Genomic DNA, 22,039 nt, shown 5'->3' with positions numbered 1-22,039 from the left:
GCTTGATTCAGTTGTTAAAGAGCGGTTGGTTAAGATCTTTCGTCTCAACCGAGGCGCGCATTCTACAGCAGCCTCATTTGCTGTCAAGTGATTATTTTAAGAAGTTTTCAAAGTTTCCTTTGCAACTTCAACCACTTGCGCTTCCGATCTCTCGTTAGCGGGAGGCGAATTCTACAGCGTTACACGCCGCTGTCAACACCTCTTTTTCTCCGCTTTCGACCGAGAAGATCGAAACGTTAATAGAGCCAAACAACATTGCTCTAGCAACTCCTTCCAGGCTTCGATGAACTGAAGCAGGCCGCTGTCGAATCTTGCGTAACTCTTTGTTTACCAAGGAGTTTTCCGTTTCGACTGCGCCGGAAGTGGGGCGAATTATAGACGTCCAGGATTTGCCGTCAACCTTTAATTTCGCTTATCTATCCAATAGTTAGGATTGGCTAAAAAACAACCAACTTTCTTCTATATAGAGCCCTTAATGACGCTCTATATAGAAGAGATGACTCAGATAACCCCAGCTTCTTTTAAAGCAGCCACATTCGCCGGCATCAACCCCAGCACTTCCTGCAACACCCTGACCGTATGCTCACCCAATAAAGGAGGCGCGCTGCGGTATTCCACAGGGGTCTTGGATAACCGTATAGGACTGGCAACCTGAGGCACCATCCCCGCCAGTGCGTGAGGCAACTCAATCGCCAGCCCGCGCGCCTTGACCTGGGCATCCGCGAATACCTGCGCCAGATCATTGATCGGCCCGCACGGCACGCCGACTCGCTCCAGTTGCGACACCCATTCAGCCGTCGTCTTGAACACCGTCGCCTGGCGAATCAAGGGAATCAGTTCCGCGCGATTGGCCACCCGCACCTTGTTGGTCGCGAAACGCGGATCATCCGCCCACTGCGGCTGACCTGCCACCTGCGCAAACTTACGGAACTGCCCGTCATTCCCCACCGTCAGGATGAAGTCGCCATCGGCCGTGGGAAAATCCTGATAAGGCACGATATTCGGATGTGCATTGCCCAAGCGCTTTGGCGGCACGCCTGTCGTCAGGTAGTTCATCGCCTGGTTGGCCAGACAAGCCACCTGCACGTCCAGCAGCGCCATATCAATATGTTGCCCGCCGCCGTCACGCTCGCGATGAGCCAGCGCCGCCAGGATCGCCACCGTCGAATAGAGCCCCGTAAGGATGTCAGTCAACGCCACCCCCACTTTCACCGGGCCCGCCCCCTCATCACCCTCAGGCCGCCCCGTCAGGCTCATGAGTCCGCCCAACCCCTGGATCATGAAGTCGTAGCCCGCACGCGCCGCATAAGGCCCCGTCTGGCCAAACCCCGTGATCGAGCAATAGATCAACGCCGGGTTGACCTCCTTCAGCGAGGCATAGTCCAGCCCATACGCCGCCAGGCCGCCCACCTTGAAGTTCTCGATCAGGATGTCGGACTTGGCCGCCAGGTCACGCACCAGCTTCTGCCCCTCCGGCTGCGTGAAGTCGATGGTCACCGACTCTTTGTTGCGGTTGGCCGACAAGTAATACGCCGCTTCACTGGTGTTCTCGCCATACGCGTCCTTGAGGAAGGGAGGGCCCCAGGCACGCGTGTCGTCACCATTGCCCGGCCGCTCGACCTTGATCACTTCGGCCCCAAGGTCCGCGAGGATCTGCCCGGCCCAAGGGCCCGCCAGTACTCGCGACAAATCCAGTACCCGCAGATGCGAAAGCGCGCCCATGCCCGTGCTCCTATTAATAGAACGCCTGAAGACCGGTTTGCGCGCGCCCCAGAATCAAGGCGTGTACATCGTGGGTACCTTCATAGGTGTTCACCACTTCCAGGTTGACCAGGTGACGCGCCACCCCGAACTCGTCGGAGATACCGTTGCCGCCCAGCATATCCCGCGCCATGCGTGCGATATCCAGCGACTTGCCGCAGGAATTGCGCTTCATGATCGACGTGATTTCCACCGCCGCAGTGCCTTCATCCTTCATCCGCCCCAGGCGCAGGCAGCCTTGTAGGGCCAGAGTGATCTCGGTCTGCATGTCCGCGAGCTTCTTCTGGATAAGCTGGGTCGCCGCCAATGGCCGACCGAACTGATGCCGATCAAGGGTGTATTGGCGAGCGGTATGCCAGCAGAACTCGGCAGCTCCCAGCGCGCCCCAGGAGATCCCGTAACGAGCGGAGTTAAGGCAGGTGAAGGGGCCTTTCAAGCCACGCACATCCGGGAAGATGTTCTCGTCGGGCACGAACACGTTGTCCATGACGATCTCGCCGGTAATGGAAGCCCGCAGGCCGACCTTGCCGTGAATCGCCGGAGCGCTCAGACCTTTCCAGCCTTTCTCCAGGACAAAACCGCGGATATCGCCGGCATCGTCCTTGGCCCACACCACGAACACATCGGCGATCGGGCTGTTGGTGATCCACATCTTGGCGCCGGTCAGGCTGTAGCCGCCATCCACCTTGCGTGCCCGGGTAATCATCGCGCCCGGGTCGGAACCGTGGTTAGGCTCGGTCAGACCGAAGCAACCGATCCATTCACCCGACGCCAGTTTCGGCAGGTATTTCTGTTTTTGCGCTTCGGTGCCGAACTCATTGATCGGCACCATGACCAGTGACGACTGCACACTCATCATCGAGCGATAGCCGGAGTCGACTCGCTCGACCTCACGCGCAATCAACCCGTAGCTGACGTAATTCAGGCCACTGCCGCCGTACTGCTCGGGAATCATCGCGCCCAACAGGCCGGTTTCGCCCATCTCACGGAAGATCGCCGGGTCGGTCTTTTCATGGCGGAAGGCTTCGAGCACCCTTGGCGCCAACTTGTCCTGGGCGAATTGCTCAGCACTGTCGCGCACCATGCGCTCTTCTTCGGTGAGCTGTTGATCCAGCAGCAGTGGATCGATCCAGTTGAAGCTTGCCTTGCCAGCCATGAATAAGTCCTCGCAAAGAAATCAGAAGTCGTGGATGCAGACTAGGCTCGGCAAGCGCAGAGGGCAAACGAGGTTTTTGCATAGGCTTGTGCTAATTTCTCACTCCGTAACGGCCGAGAAGGGCGCAAACGCGCCTTATAAGTGAGAACAAGGTACATGCGCAGAAAAATCCCCAGCACCACCGCCCTTGTCAGCTTTGAAGCTGCAGCCCGCCACGAGAGCTTTACCAAGGCGGCGCAGGAGCTTTCCATCACTCAGGGCGCCATTTGCCGACAGATCGCCAGCCTCGAGGAGTTTTTGAGTGTCGAACTGTTTCGACGCTCGCGGCGTGGGGTCAAGCTGACAGAAGCGGGCCTGTCGTATAGCCGTCGTGTCGCCACGCAATTGGACGCGGTGGAGCGCGACACCTTGTCCGTCATGGGACAGCAGGGCGCGAATGTCATCGAGCTGGCGGTGGTGCCAACCTTTGGCACCCAATGGCTGATCCCTCGCCTCAAGGACTTTCAGCGCCAGCACCCGGAAGTCACGGTCAACCTCACCAACCGCACGCGCCCCTTCCTGTTTGCCGACACCGAATTCGACGCCGCGATCTATTTCGGTGATGCCGACTGGTCCGGTACCGAATCCCACCGGCTGATGGGAGAAAACCCGGTCCCGGTGTGCAGCCCGCGCTTACTCGGCAGCCGCGCACACTTCAGCCCCCAGGAAATCGCAGAACTGCCGCTGCTGCAGCAGACCACGCGGCCCTATGCCTGGCGCCAGTGGTTCAACGCGCAACAACTGAACATACCCCGCGACATGACAGGCCCCCGCTACGAGCTATTCTCGATGTTGTCCCAGGCGGCCATGCATGACATGGGCATTGCGCTGATTCCACCGTTCCTCATCCAGCGCGAACTGAACGAGCACCAACTGGTGATCGCGAGCCCTGAAGCACTGAGCAGTTCGAAGGCGTATTACTTGATGATTCCTGACAGGAAAGTCGAATCGGCCTCCCTGCACGCCTTCAGGGACTGGCTGATCGACCAGTCCCAGCGCTATAGCCCAGTAATCTAAGGGCGGAGCGGCATTTGTTGACTATGTAGTCAGCTAAAATAGAATCCTACAGATATATATAAATGTCGCATTCCAGCAAACTGTACCTGTTCGGCGAAAATGAGGCTAAAAGCCATGATTCTCATGGTTTGTAGCAACTATTACCGGCTAATGCCCGACTATTCACAACGGCGAGGGCGAAACTACCAAAAAACCGAAATACACCTTTAACCACTTGTATTTAAATAAGTTATCTCAAGGCATTGCGACAATCAGTCACAGGGTGACTTGTAGTTAATTTTTCGTCACCCGTCATAATCCCTTGAAGGCCGTAAAGTTCGCCTGCAAAATGCCGCGCCCCGCTGTCATTTCAGCGGGATCGTGCTGATCGGCCGCCCCAGATGCGCCACTCACGGTGCGCTGGCCTTTTTACAATAAGATCAAAAGCAAAAAGATCATGCAGGAGATTTCACGTGCACATTGGTGTTCCTCTCGAAACCCAGACCGGTGAAACGCGGGTGGCTGCCACCCCGGAAACCATCAAGAAGCTGATCGGCCAGGGCCATAAGGTCACTGTACAAAGCGGGGCGGGCATTAAAGCCAGCATCGTCGACAGTGCCTATGAAACGGCAGGTGCAACCATTGGCAGCGCCAGCGATGCATTTGGCGCGGAGCTGATCCTTAAAGTGGTTGCCCCCAGCGACAGCGAACTGACGCTGATCAAAAGCGGCACCGTGCTGGTGGGCATGCTCAATCCGTTCAGCAATGAAACCATCGCCAAGCTGGCCGAGCAGGGCATCACGGCCTTCGCGCTCGAAGCCGCGCCGCGGACTTCGCGGGCCCAGAGCCTGGACGTGCTGTCGTCCCAGGCCAACATCGCCGGTTACAAGGCCGTGTTGCTCGCCGCCCATCATTACCCACGCTTCATGCCGATGCTGATGACTGCCGCCGGTACGGTAAAAGCCGCACGCGTGTTGATCCTCGGCGCTGGCGTCGCGGGCCTGCAGGCCATCGCCACGGCGAAACGCCTGGGTGCAGTGATCGAAGCGTCTGACGTGCGCCCGGCCGTGAAGGAGCAGATCGAATCCCTCGGCGCCAAGTTCGTCGACGTGCCTTATGAGACCGACGAAGAGCGTGAATGCGCCGTCGGCGTCGGCGGTTACGCACGCCCGATGCCGACCAGCTGGATGCAACGCCAGGCCCTGGCGGTCCACGAACGCGCCAAGCAGGCCGACATCGTCATCACCACCGCCCTGATCCCGGGCCGCAAGGCTCCGACCCTGCTCAGCGCCGACACGGTTGCCCAGATGAAGCCAGGCTCAGTGGTGATCGACCTTGCCGCAGCCCAGGGCGGCAACTGCCCGCTGACCGTCGCCGACCAGGTGGTGGTGGAAAACGGCGTGATCATTTGCGGCCCGACCAACCTGGCGGGTGCCGTCGCCGCCGACGCATCGGCCCTGTATGCGCGCAACCTGCTGGACTTCCTGAAGCTGGTCTTCAACAAGGAAGGGCAGTTTGAAATCAACCTCGAAGACGACATCGTCGCCGCGTGCCTGATGTGCCGCGACGGCCAAGTCATCCGCAAAAACGCCTAAGCAGGGATTCAGACGATGGAAGAGCTTATCTCCCCCGGTATCTACAACCTGATCATCTTCGTGCTGGCGATTTATGTCGGTTACCACGTGGTCTGGAACGTTACCCCCGCACTGCACACGCCGTTGATGGCGGTGACCAACGCAATCTCGGCGATCGTGATCGTCGGCGCCATGCTGGCCGCTGCGCTGACCGTGACTCCGCTGGGCAAGACCATGGGCACCCTGGCCGTGGCCCTGGCGGCCGTCAACGTGTTCGGCGGCTTCCTGGTGACTCGCAGGATGCTTGAGATGTTCAAGAAGAAAGCCCCGAAAGTAAAAGAAGAGGCGCCGAAGTAATGAGCATGAATCTTGTCACGACGCTCTATCTGATCGCGTCGATCTGTTTCATCCAGGCCCTCAAAGGCCTGTCGCATCCGACCACTTCGCGGCGCGGCAACCTGTTCGGCATGCTCGGCATGGCGCTGGCGGTGCTCACCACCGTGGGCCTCATCTATAAGCTGGGCGCTGAGCTTGCCACTGCCGGCATCGGCTACGTGATCGTGGGCCTGCTGATCGGCGGCACCGCCGGCTCGATCATGGCCAAGCGCGTGGAAATGACCAAGATGCCGGAACTGGTCGCCTTCATGCACAGCATGATCGGCCTGGCCGCGGTGTTTATCGCCATTGCCGCCGTGGTCGAACCGCAATCCCTGGGCATCGTCAAACACCTGGGCGATGCGATCCCGGCCGGTAACCGCCTGGAACTGTTCCTCGGTGCCGCCATCGGCGCCATCACCTTCTCCGGTTCGGTGATCGCCTTCGGCAAGCTGTCGGGCAAGTACAAGTTCCGCCTGTTCCAAGGCGCACCGGTACAGTTCGGCGGCCAGCACAAACTGAACCTGGTGCTCGGCCTGACTACATTGGGGCTCGGCCTGACCTTCATGTTCACCGGCAACCTCTCTGCCTTCGCGCTGATGCTGGCCCTGGCGTTCGTGCTGGGCGTGCTGATCATCATCCCGATCGGCGGCGCCGACATGCCGGTAGTGGTGTCGATGCTCAACAGCTACTCCGGCTGGGCTGCGGCAGGGATCGGCTTCTCGCTGAACAACTCGATGCTGATCATCGCCGGCTCGCTGGTGGGCTCCAGCGGTGCGATCCTGTCCTACATCATGTGCAAGGCGATGAACCGCTCCTTCTTCAACGTGCTGCTCGGCGGTTTCGGCAATGCGCCGGATGCCGGTGCGGCGGCCGGCTCGAAAGAAGCGCGCCCGGTGAAGTCCGGCTCGGCCGACGACGCCACGTTCCTGCTGACCAACGCCGATACCGTGATCATCGTGCCGGGCTATGGCCTGGCAGTGGCACGGGCACAGCATGCGCTGAAGGAACTGACCGAGAAGCTGACCCACCGTGGCGTGACCGTGAAGTACGCGATCCACCCGGTGGCCGGCCGCATGCCCGGACACATGAACGTATTGCTGGCCGAGGCCGAAGTGCCTTACGACCAGGTGTTCGAGATGGAAGACATCAACTCCGAATTCGGCCAGGCTGACGTAGTACTGGTGCTCGGCGCGAACGACGTGGTCAACCCAGCCGCCAAGAACGATCCGAACTCGCCGATTGCCGGCATGCCGATCCTCGAAGCGTTCAAGGCCAAGACCATCATCGTCAACAAGCGCTCGATGGCCAGCGGCTATGCCGGCCTGGACAACGAGCTGTTCTACCTGGACAAAACCATGATGGTCTTCGGCGACGCCAAGAAGGTTATCGAAGACATGGTCAAGGCTGTCGAGTAACACTGCGCCAGCGCAATACCCGAAACCCTGGCCTGCAGTAGGCTAGGGTTTTTTATTGCAGCATGAAAACCGACCAAAGGCCCTAAATCGCTGCCCGGCATTCGACCATGGTAGCGGGCCGAAAACTTTTGAAATCACTAAACTGCGCACCTTGCCTCCGTATCTCGAGATAACAATCCATGTACCGTGATCGTATCCGCTTGCCTTCGCTGTTGAACAAGGTCATGAGCGCGGCTGATGCCGCCGCACTGATCGAGGACGGCATGACCGTCGGGATGAGCGGCTTTACCCGTGCGGGTGAAGCCAAAGCCGTCCCTCAAGCTCTGGCCGAACGTGCCAAGACGTCGCCGCTGAAAATCACCCTGATGACCGGCGCCAGCCTGGGCAACGATCTCGACAAGCAACTGACCGAAGCCGGCGTACTGTCGCGACGCATGCCGTTCCAGGTCGACAGCACCCTGCGCAAGGCGATCAATGCCGGCGAGGTGATGTTCATCGACCAGCATTTGTCGGAAACCGTCGAACAACTGCGCAACAACCAGCTCAAGCTGCCTGACATTGCCGTGATCGAAGCCGTTGCGATCACCGAACAAGGCCATATCGTGCCGACCACTTCCGTGGGCAACTCGGCCAGTTTCGCGATTTTCGCCAAGCAAGTGATCGTCGAGATCAACATGGCGCACAACCCGAACCTGGAAGGCCTGCACGACATCTACATCCCGACCTATCGGCCGACGCGCACGCCGATCCCGCTGGTAAAAGTCGACGACCGCATTGGCAGCACCGCGATCCCGATTCCGCCGGAGAAGATCGTCGCCATCGTGATCACCAACAAGGCTGACTCGCCTTCCACAGTGACGCCGCCGGACGCCGACACCCAAGGCATCGCCAGCCACCTGATCAACTTCCTCAAGCAGGAAGTGGACGCCGGCCGCATGACCAACAAGCTCGGCCCGCTGCAGGCCGGGATCGGCAACATCGCCAACGCCGTGATGTGTGGCTTGATCGATTCGCCGTTCGAAGACCTGACCATGTATTCGGAAGTGCTGCAGGACTCGACGTTCGACCTGATTGACGCCGGCAAGCTGAGCTTCGCCTCCGGCAGTTCGATCACCTTGTCGGAGCGGCGCAACAGCAACGTGTTCGGCAACCTGGAGCACTACAAGGACAAACTGGTGCTGCGCCCGCAAGAAATTTCCAACCACCCTGAAGTGGTTCGTCGCCTGGGCATCATCGCGATCAACACCGCGCTGGAGTTCGACATCTACGGCAACGTCAACTCCACGCACGTGTGCGGGACGCGGATGATGAACGGGATCGGCGGCTCGGGCGACTTCGCGCGTAACGCGCACCTGGCAATCTTCGTGACCAAGTCGATTGCCAAGGCCGGGGCGATTTCCAGCGTGGTGCCGATGGTCAGCCACGTCGACCACACCGAGCACGACGTCGACATCCTGGTGACCGAAGTGGGCCTCGCCGACTTGCGTGGCCTGGCGCCACGGGAGCGCGCACGGGTGATCATCGACAACTGCGTGCATCCGGACTATCGCGATGCGTTGAACAAATACTTCAACGCCGCTTGCGCGATTGGTGGCCACACCCCTCACGTCCTGCGCGAAGCCCTGAGCTGGCACATTAACCTGGAAGAAACCGGGCACATGCTCAAGGATTGATCGATACACAACCGAGCTGATGCACACAGTTTCATCAGCTCGGTTGCACCACCCTCCTTTCTGTAAAAAACTGTACTGCTGTACCGGTCTTTTCCTACCGAAATATCCCACACCCTTCTTCTAAAATGCCATTTTTGCACTGTTTCAGTGCGGACAGGTACAGTTGCCCCATTTCCGTACAGTACAGCCGCTATAAACAGTTAACTGGCCCCTCACAATACAGGTGAACTGTATCTAGAGAGTCTTGCGCGGGAGGAGGATCATTGGCATCAGTTAAACCACTACCTAATCCCGCCACAAGCGGAAGGATGTCATCATGGAACGTACACTCAGTTCCGATCTGTTCTTTGAAGAAAAAGCTGTAAGCACCCAGGCTTCCCTGCCTCTGCGCGTTATCGCCAACCTGATGCTGTGGCAGCGCCGCATCTCCAGCCGCCATCAACTGGCTCGTCTGGATTCGCGTCTGCTGGCTGACGCAGGTATCAGCGAAGCACAACGCTACGAAGAGCTGAGCAAGCCGTTCTGGCGCTAATGAGCGCTCGCTGGCCCTGACCCACCGGGTCCACAGCCAGCAACCTGATTCGTTAAGCAAAGCCCGCCCCGGGTCACCGGAGGCGGGCTTTGTTGTGTCTGGGCCCGGGTGTTTTCGGCCCCGAACAGATCGCTTGCAAAGCAACCAGTACAGTTCAATTATTATAACAATTAGGCAGTACAATTGAGCGCCGGTGTATCTGTATCGGTCGAAACGATCCGCTCAACATGGTCTTCCAAAAAAAAGACCCTGTAAGGCGCTCCCCATGCACCCACCAGCCCCGCGCACCAAGTTGTTACGCCGCACCGTCGCCACGCTCGCCAGGTGGCGGCAACAGGCCCGAGAACGACACCAACTGGCCCAGCTCGACCCGCGAGAGCTGTCCGACGCGGGTATCAGCCCCGGCGAGCGCCAGGTCGAGCTGTCCAAGCCGTTCTGGCGTGACTAGACAGTCAAGACGCTTTTCGAATGGACAGGCCGCGGCTTAATATCCGGTCACCACGTGGCGAACCGTGTAGAACGGGCGTCTGATGCTCAATGGCATCCACATCCGTTTCACAGTGGCCGCTGCGCGTGACCTTATTTGTTCATCTACAGGAGTAACCCCATGTCCCGTCTTCGCCTGCTGAGTGCCGCCGCCCTGTTGGCCCTCGCCGCCAACGCCCATGCGTCCAGCCTCATCGTGACGACCGACTCGATCGTCGGCGCATTGAAAGCCACCTCCGATGCCAGTTCCGATGCCACCTCCTCCCTGCGTGACAACAAGGTCGTGCGCGCCGCCCGTGACGACGCCGCCAGCTTCGTCGCCAGCCAAGGCGCCATTCGTGGGGTCAAACTGGAAAGCGCTCTGGCACAGATCCGCCAGCAAGCGCCACAACTGAGCGCTGCGACAGACGCACAACTGGCCCAGGCCATTCTGGCCATCTGAAAACCCGTCGGAACAAGGGAGCGCCAGCCGCTCCCGGATGCCTCGACGCTGGCTCTCGCCCGGGCATTGCGCTAGCCTTGGCGCTCGCTTTCAGTTGTCGAGTCCCATGGCTTTTTCATACCGCCTAGTGCTGGTTCCCGTGATGTTTGCTGCCGGCTGGTCGCCATTGGCTTCGGCCTTTGATCTGTCCACCCAGAGCACTGTGGTGAGCGCTTATGCCACCAGCAAAGTGACCTCCGCGCCGTTTGACCGAAAGTGGGTGCTGGCCGCCCAGGATGACGCTGCCGCATTCATTGCCACTGACGGCCGATGGCGGGGGGCTCGGCTGGAATCAGCGCTGGATCGTCTGCGCCGCAGCCAACCAAAACTTAACGCCAGCGACCTTGAACTGGCGCAAGCAATTCTCGTCCAATAATCATCTTTGTATTTCGGAGTCATTCCATGCGTAGCCCGCTGATCGCCGCCGCTCTCGGCCTGCTGTTGTTGACCGATGTCGCCCACGCGCAGACCTTGAAGGCCACCAGTAACATCATCGTCCGCGCCTCCGCGCGCACCATTGATTTCACCTCGGACACCACCACCTCCATCCGCGACTCCAAAATCGTGCGCGAAGCCCACGATGACGCCGCCAGCTTCGTCGCCAGCAACGGCGAGATCCGTGGCGCACAACTCGAAGCCGCCTTCGACACCCTGCGCACCCGCGTACCGGAAGCCCGTGATGCCAGCGACCAGACCCTCGCCGAAGCCATTCTCGCGCTGTGAGGCGTCTCATCGCCTGGCTCCTGGCCGGGGCTGTGCTGTTGTGTGCCGGCGCAGCCCAGGCCAGCCTGCAACTGCGGCTCATTACCGAGGGTTTGAGCCCAGCCGAACAGCAGGCCAGCCAGGCGTTGCTCGATGAAGCGCTGCGCTCACTGCCGCCGCGCTTCATCGAACAGCTGGACCGGCGCATCGATGTCGGCTGGACCGACAAGATGCCCGTCAACGCCTACGGCCAGGCCTCCCTGGTGTCCGAGCTGGACCTCAACCGCAACCTGCTCGCCAGCCTGACCGACGGCAGCGCCGCCACCCGCAAGACCAACCGCCCCCACGGCACCGTGCGCCGGGAAATGCTCGCCACCGTGCTGCATGAACTGACCCACATCTACGACCGTGCGCGCCTGTGGCCCAGCGACGAGCGCGCGCTGATCCGACGCTGCAGCCGCCAGAACAACATCACCGGCCTGGTCGGACTGCCCGATCAATGCCGTGGCCAGAACGACCGCCGCTTCACCCTCAGCGACGACCCGCGCCTGCTCGACCTCGCCGGCTGGCCGCAATACGTCGGCCGCCGCGGTGAGCGCGAGCAGCACAACCGCCAGGTCGCGCGCAGCCCGGACCTCTACGAAACCAGCAGCCCGCTGGAGTTCGTCGCGGTCAACATGGAATATTTCCTCCTCGACCCGAGCTACGCCTGCCGCCGCCCCGCGCTGTTCCGCTATTACAAGGAACACTTTGGCTGGGCGCCGCCCGCGCAAGACACCTGCGCCAAGACCTACGCCTTCCTCAACGCCGGCAACGATTTCGCCAAGACGCCCCTGGGCCATGTCGACCCGGAACGGGTCTACGAAATCGATTACCTGCTCGCCGAAGCCAACCAGAACCTGGTCAGTCGCTGGGGCCACAGCATGTTGCGCCTGGTGATCTGCGCGCCGGGGCGCCCTCGCGGCCCGGACTGTCGGCTGGATCTGGACCAGCATCTGGTGTTGTCCTACCGCGCCTTTGTCGGTGACGTACAACTGTCGAGCTGGGACGGCCTGGTGGGCAAGTACCCGTCACGGCTGTTCGTGTTGCCGCTGGCCCAGGTCATCGACGAGTACACCAAGACCGAGTTGCGCGGCCTCGCCTCGGTGCCGCTGAAGCTGACGCGCCGGGAGATCGAGGACACCGTCGAACACGCGGCCGAAATGCATTGGAGCTACGACGGCAACTACTTCTTCCTGTCCAACAACTGTGCGGTCGAAGGCCTGAAACTGTTACGCAGCGGCAGCGCCAACCCGCAATTGACCGGTCTGGACAACATCACGCCCAACGGGCTGCTGGAGGTCCTGCAGGCGCGCGGCCTGGCCGATACCAGCGTGTTGAACGACAAGCGCGAGGCGCTGCGCCTGGGCTATCACTTCGACTCGTTCCGCGAGCGCTACCAAGCGATGTTCGACGTGCTGCGCAAGCGCCTGCCGATCCAGCAGACCCAGGTCGAAGACTGGCTGTCCCTGAGCGCGCAAGAGCGCCGCCACTGGTTCGAGCAGGCCGACCTGCGCACCAGCGCCGCATTACTGCTGCTGGAACAGGCAAGCTTTCGCAAGCAATTGATGCTGGCCCAGGACGAAGTCAAACAACGCTACCTCGGCGCCCGCGAGCTGAAAAATGGCGGCATGGAGAAAGCCAACGCCACGCTGCAGCAGATTCTCGCCAACAGCGGCTTCCTCAGCCGCCCGGCAGAACTGCTGGGCAGCGGTGGCTACGGCTTGCCGCAACCTTCGGAGTCCAAGCGGCTGGAATCGGAAAGTGCCGAGCGCCAGAAACAGCTGCAATCCCTGACCGGCGAACTGGATAAAGAGGTGAGGGCGCTGCTGGACCCGTCCCGCGCCGCCGAGATTGCCGCGTGCGAAGCCAACCTCAAGCAGGTTGGGGAACATCTGCGCAAACTGCACAAAGCAGCGGGCGGCCTCGAATTGCCCTGAAAATTTGCGCATACACCAGCTGAATGTGGGAGCGAGCCCCCTCCCACATGTTGATCTGCGCAGGCCTGGAGACCGTGTGTCATTTCCACCTCACCTGTTTGATCAACGAAAGCTGGCTGAAAGCTTACGCGTCTAGGATCGCCCCCACTGCCGGCAACAGACCGGCTGTTAACAACAACAATGGTGATTCCCGATGTCCGCTCGCTCCCGCCTGTTCGCCCCCACTCCACCCGTAAGCCTCGTGCCTCTCGTTCTGCGCTGACCCCACCCGGTTCGCCATTCCTTAGCCGCGCTACGCCTGGAGTATTCCTATGCTGACTTTCCTTGGCTTTGCCATGGTCATCACGTTCATGTTCCTGATCATGACCAAGCGCCTGTCCGCGCTGATCGCCCTGATCATCGTGCCGATTCTGTTCGCGCTGTTCGGCGGTTTTGCGCCGAAGATCGGCCCGATGATGCTCGAAGGCATCACCAAGCTCGCGCCGACCGGCGTGATGCTGATGTTCGCCATCCTCTACTTTGCCCTGATGATCGACTCCGGCCTGTTCGACCCGGCCGTGCGCAAGATCCTCAAGATGGTCAAGGGCGACCCGCTGAAAGTCTCGGTCGGCACCGCCGTGCTGGCCTTGGTGGTGTCCCTCGACGGTGACGGCGCCACCACCTACATGATCTGCGTGGCCGCGATGCTGCCGCTGTACCAGCGCATCGGCATGAGCCCGCGGATCATGGCCGGCCTGATCATCCTCGCCGGTGGCGTGATGAACATGACGCCCTGGGGCGGCCCGACCGCTCGCGCCGCGAGTGCGCTGCATGTGGACCCGTCAGACATCTTCGTCCCGATGATCCCGGCCATGGCCGCCGGCGTGGTCGCGATCCTGGTGATCGCTTACATGTACGGCAAGCGCGAACGTGCGCGCCTGGGTGAACTGCACCTGCAGGGCGACGAGATCGATCACAGCGAAATCAGCGTGTCGCAATACCCGGATGCCCGCCGTCCGAAGCTGATCTGGTTCAACGGCGTGCTGACCCTGGCGCTGATGTGTACGTTGATCGCCGGCCTGTTGCCACTGCCGGTGCTGTTCATGGTGGCGTTCAGTATCGCGATGATCGTCAACTACCCGTGCCTGCAACAGCAGAAAGACCGCGTCGCCGCCCATGCCGGCAGCGTACTGGCCGTGGTGGGGTTGATCTTCGCTGCAGGGATTTTCACCGGCATCCTGTCGGGCACCGGCATGGTCGACGCCATGTCCAAGAGCCTGCTGGCGGTCATTCCAGAAGCCCTGGGCCCTTACCTGGCGGTGATTACCGCGCTGGTGAGCATGCCGTTCACCTTCTTCATGTCCAACGATGCGTTCTACTATGGCGTACTGCCGGTGCTGGCCGAAGCCGCCAGTCACTATGGCATCACCGCCGTGGAAATGGCCCGCGCCTCCATCGTCGGCCAACCCGTACACTTGCTCAGCCCGTTGGTGCCATCGACTTACCTGCTGGTGGCCCTGGCCGGTATCGAATTCGGCGATCACCAGCGCTTCACCCTGAAGTGGGCAGTGCTGGTGTGCCTGTGCATAATGTTCGCGGCGTTGCTGATGGGGATTTTTCCGCTGTTCAGCACTCTATAATCGTACCGACTCACCGCGCGGCGCTGCAGCTGGCGCGGTTTAACACTCGCTTAAAGGAATACACATGGAATGGCTGACCAATCCGGAAATCTGGATTGCCTTCTTCACCCTGACGGCCCTCGAGATCGTCCTGGGCATCGATAACATCATCATGATTTCGATCCTGGTCAGCCGCATGCCCAAGCATATGCAGGCGCGTACCCGGATCTTCGGCCTGGCCCTGGCCATGGTCACGCGAATCCTGTTGCTGCTGTCCATCACTTGGGTCATGCGCCTGACCGACGACCTGTTCGTGGTCTTCGGCCAGGGCATTTCCGGGCGCGACCTGATCCTGTTCTTCGGTGGTTTGTTCCTGCTGTGGAAAAGCTCCCAGGAGATGTACCACGCCCTGGAAGGTGAAGACGAAACCCACGAAGAGCCCAAAGGCGCCGGTGGCAAGTTCATCTACACCATCATCCAGATCGCGATCATCGACATCGTGTTCTCCCTGGACTCGGTGATCACTGCCGTCGGCATGGTGTCCCACGTACCGGTGATGATCGCGGCGATCGTGGTCGCGGTGCTGGTGATGATGGCAGCGGCCGGCACCATCAGTGACTTCATCGACAAGCACCCGTCGCTGAAGATGCTGGCGCTGTCGTTCCTGGTAGTGGTGGGTACCGTGCTGATCGCCGAATCCTTCGACGTGCATGTGCCTAAAGGCTACGTCTACTTCGCCATGGCGTTCTCGCTGGCGGTGGAAGCGGTGAACATCAAGATGCGTACCGCCATCGCGAAAAAGAAGAAACAGCAGGACCCTGTGAAACTGCGCAAGGACATTCCGGGTCAATAATCTTGATCCGCTGCTGAAATGGGGCGTTCGCGCCCCATTTTTTCATCTGCACAAAACTGACTTCATGACAGTTTTGTTTCAAACCCGACTTTAGCTATGCGATGCTGGCGCACAGCCCTTTCGCCAACTACAGCTTAAGTACAAGACGTAGAACGGCACGCGGCAATTCTCATTGGCTCCTGTTGGAGCCCACCCACACGGGGGGCCGAGCATGCTGACCTTGCTCAATCTGCTTTCCGCCGTGACCCTGCTGATCTGGGGCACGCATATCGTCCGTACCGGCATCCTGCGGGTCTACGGTTCCAACCTGCGCCACGTCATCGGGCAAAACATGTCCAAGCGCTGGCTGGCGTTCGTCGCCGGTATCCTGGTAACGGCCATGGTGCAGAGCAGCAACGCCACCGCCATGCTGGTCACATCGTTTGTCGGCCAGGGCCTGATGGGGCTGATGCCTGCCCTGGCGACCATGCTCGGCGCCGACGTCGGGACGGCGCTGATGGCCCGGGTGCTCACCCTGGACCTGTCCTGGCTGTCGCCGCTGCTGATCTTTCTCGGGGTGATCTTCTTCCTCTCGCGCAAGCAGACACGGGCCGGGCAATTGGGTCGGGTCGGAATCGGCCTCGGGCTGATCATCCTCGCCCTGCAATTGATCGTCGAAGCCGCCGGGCCGATTACCCACGCGCAGGGCGTGAAGGTGCTGTTCGCCTCACTGACCGGCGATATCCTGCTCGATGCGCTGGTCGGCGCGTTGTTCGCGATGATTTCCTACTCCAGCCTCGCCGCCGTACTGCTGACCGCCACCCTGGCCGGCGCCGGAGTGATTGGCTTGCACGTGGCCATCGGCCTGGTGATCGGCGCCAACATCGGCAGCGGCGTGCTGGCCTTCCTCAGCACCAACATGCAGAACGCCGCCGGACGCCAGGTGGCCCTGGGCAGCCTGTTGTACAAATTGATCGGCCTGTTGCTGATCATCCCGGTGCTCGACCCGCTCGTGTTGTGGATGGACAGCCTGGATTACAGCGCCCAAGGCATGGTCATCAGCTTCCACCTGCTCTACAACGTCAGTCGCTGCCTGATCCTGCTACCGAGCATCGGCCCGATGGCCCGGGTCTGCGCGTGGTTGCTGCCCGAACGGGAAGAGGCCAACGGCAAGGCCACGCCGCGCCACTTGGACCTCGCCGCCCTGGCCACGCCAAGCCTGGCGCTGGCCAACGCGGTGCGGGAAACCCTGCGCCTGGGCGACCTGATCGACAACATGCTCACCGCAATGCTCGAAGTGCTGCGCGGCAAACAGACGGCCATCACCCAGGAAATGCGCAGCCTCAGCGACGACGTCGAGGCGCTCTACAGCGCGATCAAACTCTACCTGGCGCAAATGCCCCGCGAAGACCTCAGCGAACAGGACAACCGCCGCTGGGCCGAGATCATCGAGCTGTCGATCAACCTGAAACTGGCCGGCGACCTGATCGAACGCATGCTGCGCAAAGTCCAGCAGCAGAAAACGTCCCAACGTCGCCAGTTCTCCGAAGTGGGCCTGGAAGAACTCACCGGCCTGCACAGCCAACTGATTGCCAACCTGCGCCTGGGCCTGTCGGTATTCCTCAGTGCCGACCCGGAAAGCGCACGCCAATTGCTGCGCGAGAAACGCCGCTTCCGCGCCCAGGAGCGGCGCCTGGCCCATGCCCACGTCAGTCGCCTGCAACGCAAGATCGTACAGAGCCTGGAGACCAGTTCCCTGCATTTGGAACTGATTGCCGACATGAAACGCTTGAACTCATTGTTTTGCAGCAGTGCTTATGTAGTCTTGGAAACGTCCGACACCGGCGCGCTGTCCGCCGAAGATATTGCCGACATCACACATTCGCCCTGAACGTAAGACGGCCGCTGAAGTCAGTTAACACTGACCTCACTCGCCAGGAAGCCAGTTATGCGTCGCCTGTTACTCGCCTGCCTGCTCATGGGCTCTGCACACGCCTTTGCCTTTGACCGCCTGCACGTCGAGGGTTACACCTTGCCCAACGGCCTGCAACTGCTGCTCAAACCGGGCACCGAACGCGGGCATGTGGCGATTCGCCTGGTGGTCGGAGTGGGCCTGGATGACTTCCGTTGCGAAGACAAGGAACTGCCGCACCTGCTCGAACACTTGTTGTTCAGCGGTATCGACGGCGGCGGCGAAGGCGACCTCGAAGAACGCATGCAAGCCCTGGGCGGCGAGTGGAACGCCTACACCAGCAACGCCGACACCACCTTCGTGATCGAGGCGCCCGCGCAAAACCAGCGCAAGGTCCTGGACCTGCTGCGGGCGATCCTCACCCGCACCGAACTGACCGATGCCCATATCAATGCCGCCAAGCAGGTGGTCGAGCGCGAAGACGGCGGCCATTACTCGCACCTGCAACGCCTGCTGGACCGCCAGGACCTGGGCCACACCGCCAGCAACCAATTGGCGGTCGAACTGGGCCTCAAGTGCGCCGAACGCGCCGAGGCCGGCCAGTTGACCCGCGACCAGTTGGAGCAACTGCGCAAAAACTGGTACGCCCCCAACAACATGACGCTGATCATCGTCGGCGACCTCGACAAACTGCTGCCGGCCTATCTGGAACGCACTTATGGCCAACTTGTCCCGGTCGAGCCCACCGAGCATCTGGCCCTGCCGGAAATCCAGCACGCCGCCGCCAACCGCCGCGACCTGATCCATGGCTGGGTCGGCAACGGCGCCAAACTGCACTGGTTGTTCCCCGAGCCGGTACTCGACGACCAGCATGACGAAACCTACAACCTGCTCAAGGACTACCTCGACTGGGCGCTGTATCGCCAACTGCGCCTCAAGCACGCTTTGTCCTACGGCCCGTGGAGCGAACGCGAAGTGCTCGGCGGCGTCGGTTTCCTCAGCCTGAATGCCGACCTCGAACGGGAAAACCTCGCCGAAGCCGAACAGGTGTTGCAAGACCTCACGGCCCAACTGCTCAAGGACGGCCTCGACCCGGCGGCATTCGCCCGCCTGCAAAACGCCGCCATCGCACGCCAGGCCTGGGCCGTGCAGGGCAACAGCGCGCTGGCCGACTATTACTGGAGCGCCTCGGGCGACTACGACAACGGTCACTTCAGCGACCCGGTCAAACGCATCAAGGCCGTGAGCCTGACGCAGACCAACCAGGCCATGCGCCAACTCTTCAAGCAGCCGGGCTACTGGCGCATCGAGAAACCGCTGCTGAGCTACGACATGCTGAACTGGATCGGCGCCGGTGTGCTCGGGCTGATCGCGATTGGAGTGATCGGCGTGCGCAGTTATCGCAAACGGATCGCGTAATGAGGCACCGCACCCAGGGCTAAGACGTTATTCTGTCTGGGATTTTTCCTACAAAGACTGTGACCGCCGAATGCCGAACCTGAACCACTACATCCAGCGCATCCTCGAACTGATGAAGCGCTACCCAGGGGTGATTGCACTCGGCGGTTTCATCTCGGGGGTGAGCAGCTTCATTCTGGTGGACCGCCAGCAGGGCATGGCCAGCTGGATCGCGGTGATCATGCTGGTGAGCTGGCTGTGGCTGATGCTGGAAAACAGCTTTACCCAGCTGTTCACCAAACTCTTCAAGCGCGAAATCCCCGAACCGCTGCTGCGTTACGCCACCCAGATGATCCACCAGGAAAGTCTGTTTTTCGTGCTGCCGTTCTTTTTCATCACCACCACCTGGAACAGCGGCCAATCGATCTTCACCGGGCTGCTCGGCGCGGCGGCGCTGGTGTCGATCACCGACCCGCTGTATTACAAGTGGCTGGCGCCCAAACGCTCGCTGTTCCTCGCCTTGCACACCTTGACCCTGTTCGCCGCGCTGCTCACCGCGCTGCCGATCATCCTGCACCTGACCACCGCCGAGAGTTACAAGCTGGCCCTCGGCGTGGCCATGGTCCTGTCGATCCCGAGCCTGGCCGTAAGCCTGCCGCTGCGCAGCGTCAAAGGCTGGGCGATGCTGCTCGGGGTCACGGCCGCGATTGGCTGCGCCGGATGGTTCCTACGCAGTTGGGTTCCACCGGCCACCTTGTGGATGACCGAAGTGGCGATCAGCACCCAGTTGCAAGACCGCACACCCGGCGACGATCTCAAAGAGGTCAGCGCCGACCAACTGCGCAGCGGCGGGCTGTATGCCTATACCGCGATCAATGCCCCGCGCGGGCTGGATGAGCGGATCTACCATGTGTGGAAATTCAACGGCCAGGAAGTCGACCGCATCGCCCTGGATATCCACGGCGGGCGCAAGGAAGGCTACCGCGCCTGGACCCACAAGCAGAACTTCCCGGCCGACTCCGTGGGGCGCTGGCAAGTCCGGGTGCTGACCGAGGACGGGCAGGTGATCGGTGTGCTGCGCTTCAAAGTGACTGACACAGCACAAACGGACAACCCAAAGTAAGCTGTATCGTGCTATTACGTAGGCATTGTGGATAGCCAGACAAGCTCGGAGCTTATGACCACTCGTACCTCGGCCGGCACAGCCCACCTCGATACGTCCACCGCCCCCCCGTTACTCAGGATTACGGGGGACTGGACGCTTGCCCACTACACAAACCTGAAGAAACTGTCGGACAAACTCGACGGCCAATACGACGCCGGTGCCCGCATCGACCTCAATGGCCTCGGTGCCCTCGACACAGCCGGCGCCTCACTGCTGGTGGAGCTGCTGGGCCCGGACCGCATCGAGCAATCTGCCGAGCAGACCGATTGCAGCCTGTCCGCCGCCGACCGCGCGCTGCTCAAGACCGTCTACCGCTCCCTGAACGATTTCTGCGTACCGGAAAAAGCGCCGGAAGAAGCCGCCGGCATCCAGTTGCTGGCGCGCATCGGTGCCGCGGTGGACACAGTGTGGCTGGACAGCAAGCAACTGCTGGGCTTTATCGGCCTGATCCTGGAAACCTTCGCCCGCAGCATTTTCCGGCCCAAGCGCTGGCGCGTGACGCCGATGGTTGCGCATATCGAACAGACCGGCCTCGACGCCGCGCCCATCGTCGCCTTGCTGACGTTTCTGGTGGGCGCCGTGGTGGCATTCCTTGGCGCCACGGTACTCAAGAGCTTTGGCGCGACGATTTTCACCGTGGACCTGGTAGCGTTCTCCTTCCTACGGGAATTCGGCGTCTTGCTCACCGCGATCCTGATCGCCGGCCGCACCGCCAGTGCCTTTACCGCACAGATCGGCTCGATGAAGGCCAACGAAGAAATCGACGCAATCCGCACCCTGGGCCTGGACCCGATGGAGTTGCTGGTATTGCCTCGGGTACTGGCACTGCTGGTGTCGCTGCCGATGCTGACGTTCCTGGCGATGCTCTCGGGGATTGTCGGCGGCGGGGTGGTGTGTGCGCTGACTCTGGATATTTCACCGGCGATGTTCCTCTCGCTGCTGCAGTCGGACATTGGCGTGAAGCATTTCCTGGTGGGCATGGTGAAAGCGCCGTTCTTCGCCTTCCTGATCGCCGCCATCGGTTGCCTGGAAGGCTTCAAGGTCAGCGGCAGCGCCGAGTCGGTCGGCGCCCATACCACCTCCAGCGTGGTGCAATCGATTTTTGTGGTGATCGTGCTCGATGCAGTCGCCGCGCTGTTCTTCATGGAGATGAGCTGGTGAGTCGCCGACCCCGAGCGCCCAGCGAGGCGGTGATCGAAGTCCGTGGGCTGTGCAATCGCTTTGGCAGCCAGAGCGTGCATGAAAACCTCGACCTGGATCTGTACAAGGGCGAAATCCTCGCCGTGGTCGGCGGTTCCGGCAGCGGCAAGTCGGTGCTGCTGCGCAGCATCGTCGGCCTGCGCCGGCCCAGCGCAGGCGAGGTACGGGTATTCGGCAAGGACTTGTCGAACCTGCCGGAGCATGAGCGCTCCCTGGTGGAACGACGCTTTGGCGTACTGTTCCAGAAGGGCGCGCTGTTTTCCTCGCTGACGGTGATCGAGAACGTCGCGCTGCCGCTGATCGAACACGCCGGCCTGAGCCGCGCCGACGCCGAGCACCTGGCTGCGGTCAAACTGGCCCTGGCCGGGTTGCCGTTGTCGGCGGCCGACAAATACCCGGCGTCGCTGTCCGGCGGCATGATCAAGCGTGCAGCCCTGGCCCGTGCCCTGGCGCTGGACCCGGACATCCTGTTCCTCGACGAACCCACCGCCGGGCTCGACCCGATCGGCGCCGCGCAATTCGACCAACTGATCCTGACCCTGCGCGATGCGCTGGGCTTGAGTGTGTTCCTGGTCACCCATGACCTGGACACGCTGTACACCATCACCGACCGCGTGGCGGTGCTGGCGCAGAAGAAAGTGCTGGTGGCCGATGCCATCGATGTCGTCTCGGAAACCGACGACGCCTGGATTCACGAATATTTCCACGGCCCCCGGGGCCGCGCGGCATTGGATGCCGCTCAACCGCTCAACGAGGTATGAC

The 22,039-nt window shown here is 61.1% G+C and carries 20 protein-coding genes; 18 read left to right on the top strand and 2 right to left on the bottom strand.

The genetic code is table 11. From position 1 onward, the window contains the following. Nucleotides 1-501 precede the first annotated feature (501 nt). Nucleotides 502-1,722 (bottom strand): CaiB/BaiF CoA transferase family protein, encoded by a 1,221-nt coding sequence (locus tag ACP7E3_RS03945; protein ID WP_046381519.1) that lies wholly within the window; start codon nucleotides 1,720-1,722, stop codon nucleotides 502-504. Between the two features lie 13 nt (nucleotides 1,723-1,735). Beyond that, complete coding sequence (locus tag ACP7E3_RS03940) at nucleotides 1,736-2,917, bottom strand: acyl-CoA dehydrogenase (protein WP_017849059.1); 1,182 nt, start codon at nucleotides 2,915-2,917, stop codon at nucleotides 1,736-1,738. A gap of 156 nt (nucleotides 2,918-3,073) precedes the next feature. On the opposite strand from ACP7E3_RS03940, the gene ACP7E3_RS03935 reads away from it, so the two are divergent. The 18 genes from ACP7E3_RS03935 to ACP7E3_RS03850 all read left to right on the top strand — a co-directional run bounded on the left by ACP7E3_RS03935 (nucleotide 3,074) and on the right by ACP7E3_RS03850 (nucleotide 22,038). After that, nucleotides 3,074-3,973, top strand: a complete 900-nt coding sequence (locus ACP7E3_RS03935; RefSeq protein WP_057004954.1) for a LysR family transcriptional regulator — start codon at nucleotides 3,074-3,076, stop codon at nucleotides 3,971-3,973. Nucleotides 3,974-4,425: 452 nt separating this feature from the next. After that, nucleotides 4,426-5,547: a Re/Si-specific NAD(P)(+) transhydrogenase subunit alpha gene (locus ACP7E3_RS03930; protein ID WP_046381520.1), complete on the top strand. Its 1,122-nt coding sequence runs from the start codon at nucleotides 4,426-4,428 to the stop codon at nucleotides 5,545-5,547. A 15-nt stretch (nucleotides 5,548-5,562) separates the two neighbouring features. Beyond that, a complete protein-coding gene (locus ACP7E3_RS03925) occupies nucleotides 5,563-5,883 on the top strand; it encodes an NAD(P) transhydrogenase subunit alpha (protein WP_003187417.1) in 321 nt (106 codons plus the stop codon). Then, nucleotides 5,883-7,319, top strand: coding sequence for an NAD(P)(+) transhydrogenase (Re/Si-specific) subunit beta (locus ACP7E3_RS03920; protein WP_017849056.1), 1,437 nt, complete (start codon nucleotides 5,883-5,885; stop codon nucleotides 7,317-7,319). Before ACP7E3_RS03925 ends, ACP7E3_RS03920 begins: the two co-directional genes overlap by 1 nt. Nucleotides 7,320-7,498: 179 nt before the next feature. Continuing rightward, complete coding sequence (locus tag ACP7E3_RS03915; RefSeq protein ID WP_017849055.1) at nucleotides 7,499-8,992, top strand: acetyl-CoA hydrolase/transferase family protein; 1,494 nt, start codon at nucleotides 7,499-7,501, stop codon at nucleotides 8,990-8,992. A gap of 316 nt (nucleotides 8,993-9,308) precedes the next feature. Next, nucleotides 9,309-9,524 (top strand): DUF1127 domain-containing protein, encoded by a 216-nt coding sequence (locus ACP7E3_RS03910; protein WP_017849054.1) that lies wholly within the window; start codon nucleotides 9,309-9,311, stop codon nucleotides 9,522-9,524. Nucleotides 9,525-9,789: 265 nt separating this feature from the next. Then, entirely contained in the window at nucleotides 9,790-9,972 is a 183-nt protein-coding gene (locus ACP7E3_RS03905) for a DUF1127 domain-containing protein (protein ID WP_426122322.1), read from the top strand. 159 nt (nucleotides 9,973-10,131) lie between these two features. Further along, nucleotides 10,132-10,452, top strand: coding sequence for a DUF2388 domain-containing protein (locus ACP7E3_RS03900; RefSeq protein ID WP_017849052.1), 321 nt, complete (start codon nucleotides 10,132-10,134; stop codon nucleotides 10,450-10,452). A 106-nt stretch (nucleotides 10,453-10,558) separates the two neighbouring features. After that, nucleotides 10,559-10,867 (top strand): DUF2388 domain-containing protein, encoded by a 309-nt coding sequence (locus ACP7E3_RS03895; protein WP_046381522.1) that lies wholly within the window; start codon nucleotides 10,559-10,561, stop codon nucleotides 10,865-10,867. Between the two features lie 26 nt (nucleotides 10,868-10,893). After that, complete coding sequence (locus ACP7E3_RS03890) at nucleotides 10,894-11,214, top strand: DUF2388 domain-containing protein (protein ID WP_017849050.1); 321 nt, start codon at nucleotides 10,894-10,896, stop codon at nucleotides 11,212-11,214. Next, on the top strand, nucleotides 11,211-13,172 hold the full coding sequence (locus tag ACP7E3_RS03885; RefSeq protein ID WP_126589230.1) for a DUF4105 domain-containing protein: 1,962 nt from the start codon (nucleotides 11,211-11,213) through the stop codon (nucleotides 13,170-13,172). The genes ACP7E3_RS03890 and ACP7E3_RS03885 overlap by 4 nt, the downstream gene beginning before the upstream one ends. A gap of 311 nt (nucleotides 13,173-13,483) precedes the next feature. Beyond that, a complete protein-coding gene (locus tag ACP7E3_RS03880) occupies nucleotides 13,484-14,791 on the top strand; it encodes a CitMHS family transporter (RefSeq protein WP_017849048.1) in 1,308 nt (435 codons plus the stop codon). A gap of 64 nt (nucleotides 14,792-14,855) precedes the next feature. Next, nucleotides 14,856-15,623, top strand: coding sequence for a TerC family protein (locus ACP7E3_RS03875; RefSeq protein ID WP_017849047.1), 768 nt, complete (start codon nucleotides 14,856-14,858; stop codon nucleotides 15,621-15,623). Between the two features lie 211 nt (nucleotides 15,624-15,834). Continuing rightward, nucleotides 15,835-17,493, top strand: a complete 1,659-nt coding sequence (locus ACP7E3_RS03870; RefSeq protein WP_126589231.1) for a Na/Pi cotransporter family protein — start codon at nucleotides 15,835-15,837, stop codon at nucleotides 17,491-17,493. A 57-nt stretch (nucleotides 17,494-17,550) separates the two neighbouring features. Beyond that, nucleotides 17,551-18,933, top strand: coding sequence for a M16 family metallopeptidase (locus tag ACP7E3_RS03865; protein WP_079442565.1), 1,383 nt, complete (start codon nucleotides 17,551-17,553; stop codon nucleotides 18,931-18,933). Between the two features lie 70 nt (nucleotides 18,934-19,003). Beyond that, nucleotides 19,004-20,035, top strand: a complete 1,032-nt coding sequence (locus ACP7E3_RS03860; protein ID WP_046381526.1) for a DUF5924 family protein — start codon at nucleotides 19,004-19,006, stop codon at nucleotides 20,033-20,035. A gap of 54 nt (nucleotides 20,036-20,089) precedes the next feature. Next, nucleotides 20,090-21,238, top strand: coding sequence for an ABC transporter permease (locus tag ACP7E3_RS03855; RefSeq protein WP_046381527.1), 1,149 nt, complete (start codon nucleotides 20,090-20,092; stop codon nucleotides 21,236-21,238). Beyond that, the gene (locus ACP7E3_RS03850; protein WP_046381528.1) at nucleotides 21,235-22,038 is read left to right on the top strand and encodes an ABC transporter ATP-binding protein; all 804 of its coding nucleotides are present in this window, start codon (nucleotides 21,235-21,237) and stop codon (nucleotides 22,036-22,038) included. Before ACP7E3_RS03855 ends, ACP7E3_RS03850 begins: the two co-directional genes overlap by 4 nt. Nucleotide 22,039: the final 1 nt, after the last annotated feature.

It is taken from the genome of Pseudomonas sp. PSPC2-3, from assembly GCF_049898265.1.
GTDB lineage: Bacteria > Pseudomonadota > Gammaproteobacteria > Pseudomonadales > Pseudomonadaceae > Aquipseudomonas > Aquipseudomonas veronii.
This window is presented reverse-complemented; position numbering and strand designations above follow the sequence as displayed.